Origin of the sequence: Photorhabdus australis DSM 17609 (assembly GCF_000711895.1) — a bacterium.
Lineage (GTDB): Bacteria > Pseudomonadota > Gammaproteobacteria > Enterobacterales > Enterobacteriaceae > Photorhabdus > Photorhabdus australis.
In genome coordinates this window covers 1-3,502 of record NZ_JONO01000107.1, presented here as the reverse complement: position 1 = coordinate 3,502, position 3,502 = coordinate 1, and the positions used below count along the sequence as shown (strand labels likewise).

4 protein-coding genes and 1 pseudogene are annotated in these 3,502 nt (G+C 31.5%); 1 reads left to right on the top strand and 4 read right to left on the bottom strand.

The genetic code is table 11. The features are described from left to right. Window positions 1–358: 358 nt before the first annotated feature. From BO26_RS24715 to BO26_RS18110, 4 genes and pseudogenes are all read right to left on the bottom strand, one after another. A pseudogene (locus BO26_RS24715) lies at window positions 359–761 on the bottom strand (DUF1240 domain-containing protein). A 37-nt stretch (window positions 762–798) separates the two neighbouring features. Then, the gene (locus tag BO26_RS18120) at window positions 799–1,200 is read right to left on the bottom strand and encodes a DUF1240 domain-containing protein (protein ID WP_036773942.1); all 402 of its coding nucleotides are present in this window, start codon (window positions 1,198–1,200) and stop codon (window positions 799–801) included. After that, on the bottom strand, window positions 1,190–2,059 hold the full coding sequence (locus tag BO26_RS18115; RefSeq protein ID WP_167332164.1) for a hypothetical protein: 870 nt from the start codon (window positions 2,057–2,059) through the stop codon (window positions 1,190–1,192). The genes BO26_RS18120 and BO26_RS18115 overlap by 11 nt, the downstream gene beginning before the upstream one ends. Before the next feature lie 43 nt (window positions 2,060–2,102). Next, window positions 2,103–2,324: a hypothetical protein gene (locus BO26_RS18110; protein ID WP_477707053.1), complete on the bottom strand. Its 222-nt coding sequence runs from the start codon at window positions 2,322–2,324 to the stop codon at window positions 2,103–2,105. A gap of 357 nt (window positions 2,325–2,681) precedes the next feature. On the opposite strand from BO26_RS18110, the gene BO26_RS18105 reads away from it, so the two are divergent. Beyond that, window positions 2,682–3,161, top strand: coding sequence for an Hcp family type VI secretion system effector (locus tag BO26_RS18105; protein ID WP_036773938.1), 480 nt, complete (start codon window positions 2,682–2,684; stop codon window positions 3,159–3,161). Window positions 3,162–3,502: the final 341 nt, after the last annotated feature.

Below are 3,502 nucleotides of genomic sequence, written 5' to 3'. Positions count from 1 at the left end.
TTAATTAAATAGAGATTAAACAACAATAATAAGATGATCAATTAATTTATTAAAAACATGAGTGACATATAAGCATTATATTTGTAACCATATATCCTCCAAACTCTCCAGGATAAATGAGTAAATGACTCATTTAAATAAAATGCATCAAAAGATAATGAATTCACCGATTTTTAGGTGTTTTCCTATAGCAATACCCATGCTCCCTATGATAACGATTTCCAACTATCAAAATAACCAGTAAATGTTATTCTGAAAATATAGCCATTAATCTTATTTTGAAAATATCTTCATTTAATTTAAAACCAAATTTATAATTTAATTGAATTATTTAAATAATAACTTTACACAACCAATGTTAATTACACAGCTTAATATCTTTTACATAGGTATTTGGTGACATCCAGGATATTCTTGGACATACCAAATAGTTATCACTTCTTAATTTATAACTTACATATAAATATGTGGGAAAACTTAAAAAAAATGCAATAATAGCTATCGAACCAAAATATTTATTAAAACTATCATGATACTTAGGATAATGACCAGTAATACTAACAAAAAGAATAAAGAATAAAGAATAAAGAATAAAAAATCAAAGGAGAAAAAAATAATATAATAATAACACTACTTGAAAATGTTATTTTCTCATCCATTTTAATTAAAGAAATTAAATTTTTCCCTGTCAAAAAGAAAGCGAATAAAGTTAAAAGAAAAATAGCAAGAGCAGCGATGATATGTATAATCTTTTTTCCCATAACGCCCCCAGTTATGAAGAAATTAAATAAAAAGATATCAATCACACAGTTTAATATCTTTTACATAGGTATTCGGAGACATCCAAGATATTCTTGGGCATACCAAATAATTATCACTTCTCAATTTATAATTTACATATAAAGATATGGGAAAACTTAAAACAATTGAAACAATAGCTATCGAACAAAGATATTTAACAAAATTATCATGATACTTTGGATAATGACCAGTCACAGTAAAAAAAATAATCAAAAAGGTAGCATAAGAGATCAAAGGAAAAGAAAAAAATATTATAAAAACACCACCTGAGAATGTTATTTTCTCACTCATTCTAACTAAAGAAATTAAATTTTCCCCTGTCAAAAAGAAAGCAAATAACATCAAAATAAAAATAGCAAGAGCGCCGATAATATGGATAATCTTCTTTTTACTTCCCATAATTCCCCCAGATATTAAGGAATTGATTGAAATTAGCTTCTGGAATTCTTGGTTTTCTCTCCATTTCCTTTCTGATTAAATTAATAACAGTTTCGCTAATATTAAATTTTTTATCCACAATATCAAGTAAATATGTCATTCCAAAACCTACAATAAACACAACAGCAGCCACAAAAATTACGCTAGCACCAGCGGCAAATGTGATCGCTATCAAAGACCCAATAGCCCAAGAAGCAAAAGCTGCTACTACTGCCTTAGCCAAATCTACCGCAATATTACCTAAGAAATCAGCCAGTTTGTATTCGTCCTTAAATATAAGTTCAACCGTTCTATAAGCCGCAGAAAATAATATACTAAACTTCATTCCCTTAACTATGCCACTATTTAATCCTTGTTGCCCTATCCCCATAGATATTATCTTCATGTTGGAAGCCTTGTACCTTGAAGCAGTAATAATCTTTCTCACCCCTGCATAGCCTGAAATTTTAATATATTTTTCACCATTCTTGCCAACATACTCTGTGGCTTTAATCCCTAACCTTTTGAACTCTCTGACTACATTTGTAAAGTCAAAAGCATCATGTATATTACCTGCATAGGATGATATTGGATCTGCGACTGAGAACACTTTCTTCATAAATGGGCTTTTGGGTTTTGGCGAATCAATATCTTCCAAAACATTCTTTGCTTCATCTAATGATAACAGGGCAATATATGTTATATTCTCATCTAACTGCTTTTCAAGACCAATAGCATCAAAGAATTCGTGCTGAGGTTTTAAGTGATTAGTCTCAACACGCCCCCTCAGGAAATCCCCCATATAACCTTCCCAAGAGGGGCTGTATTTTTTGTATGTCATCGTAAAACTTCCTCTAGTATTCTTAAAATCAAAAATCGCCACATCAGTGTTTAACGAATGGCATTTCCAATTTAAGTGAAAGAGTACGACCATCTGAAGCTCTCATATTGAGAGCCTGAGTTTCAGTTGACGACATCAATTGAAAACATAGCATCATCATTAGTGCCAATTTCTCCTCTGAAACTACTGGGCTATTCACTAATGCATTATCTAATTGTTGTAATAACAGTTCTCTATCATCCATACGGTTAAACCCATTAGTCATTAAGAATTAGAGTTTAGCACTATATTACATAAGAAATAGCCATGTCTATTATATAATAACAAAATGTTAAATAAATGCAGAAAGCCAACAGTTGGTGTTGTATAATACCAAAATAACGCCTTTCTATGTAAGTATGACAATGATAAAAATATTTTAAATTCCATTCTATAAGAACTGCTATAGCAAAACCCATTCCATAGAATAAATATGTAAATCGAGTACAGCCTTCGTGATTTGGAAAATAAATTCGATATCGAACTATTAGTTTTTTTATATTTTAATGTTACGGTTATATTTCCGTAGCCTGGGCAAATAGCTTCAGGTCGTTTAAATAAAACATTTGTATGGTAATTATTTATGTCTTATATGATTTATTTGTCATTAGATGGTAAGAAACAAGGTTTAATTTCTGCTGGTTGTTCAACTCTGGATTCTATAGGAAACCGATACCAAAAGGGGCACGAAGATCAAATACAGGTCTTGAGTTTAAATCACACGCTAACTCGAGAGCAACATGTCGATCATCACCCAATTCAGTTCATCAAGCCAATAGACAAATCATCCCCATTATTATCAGTCGCAATCTCTTCAAACGAACTACTGAATGCGGTTTTTGTCTTTTATCGAATAAATCCCGCAGGGAAATTAGAACTTTTCTATGAAGTCAAATTAACAGAAGCAAGCATTATTGACCTTTCTTGTACCTATCCACATTCGATAAATGATAATGAAATGATGCCGTATGAAAAAGTCTTTCTCAAATACAAATCTATATCCTGGAATCACGTAATGGCTGGCACATCAGCCTATAGTATATGGGATGATAGAGTTTATTGAAAATAAACCGAGTTAAGCATATATACTCAAGATACTGCAAAGTGCATGTTTGAAAAACGATTATATTGTTGAATTTAAATATTTTTATGTCTGACGGCTCAAGCATTTTGAAGTTCATTCGGTATATGCCCCTGTTATTAATCCCATTTATTTCCACTATACCTGTTATCTTTCAAGTTGCCTCTTTGTTGGCTGCACTCACTCACCCCGGTCACATAGTTCTCTATGCTCCCGAGGATTCGCTCCCTTGCCGTCGCGATGCATCTTGAAATCTATTGGGTATATATTCCATAATAAAACCGTCTATTTTATTTTTAAATAACGATAATTATCCTTTCCAT

What these genes read in the sequence shown, in the direction of transcription:
- BO26_RS18110 (WP_477707053.1), bottom strand. Translation starts at nt 2,324, where the DNA reads ATGACTAATGGGTTTAACCGTATGGATGATAGAGAACTGTTATTACAA.
- BO26_RS18115 (WP_167332164.1), bottom strand. Translation starts at nt 2,059, where the DNA reads ATGACATACAAAAAATACAGCCCCTCTTGGGAAGGTTATATGGGGGAT.
- BO26_RS18120 (WP_036773942.1), bottom strand. Translation starts at nt 1,200, where the DNA reads ATGGGAAGTAAAAAGAAGATTATCCATATTATCGGCGCTCTTGCTATT.
- BO26_RS18105 (WP_036773938.1), top strand. Translation starts at nt 2,682, where the DNA reads ATGTCTTATATGATTTATTTGTCATTAGATGGTAAGAAACAAGGTTTA.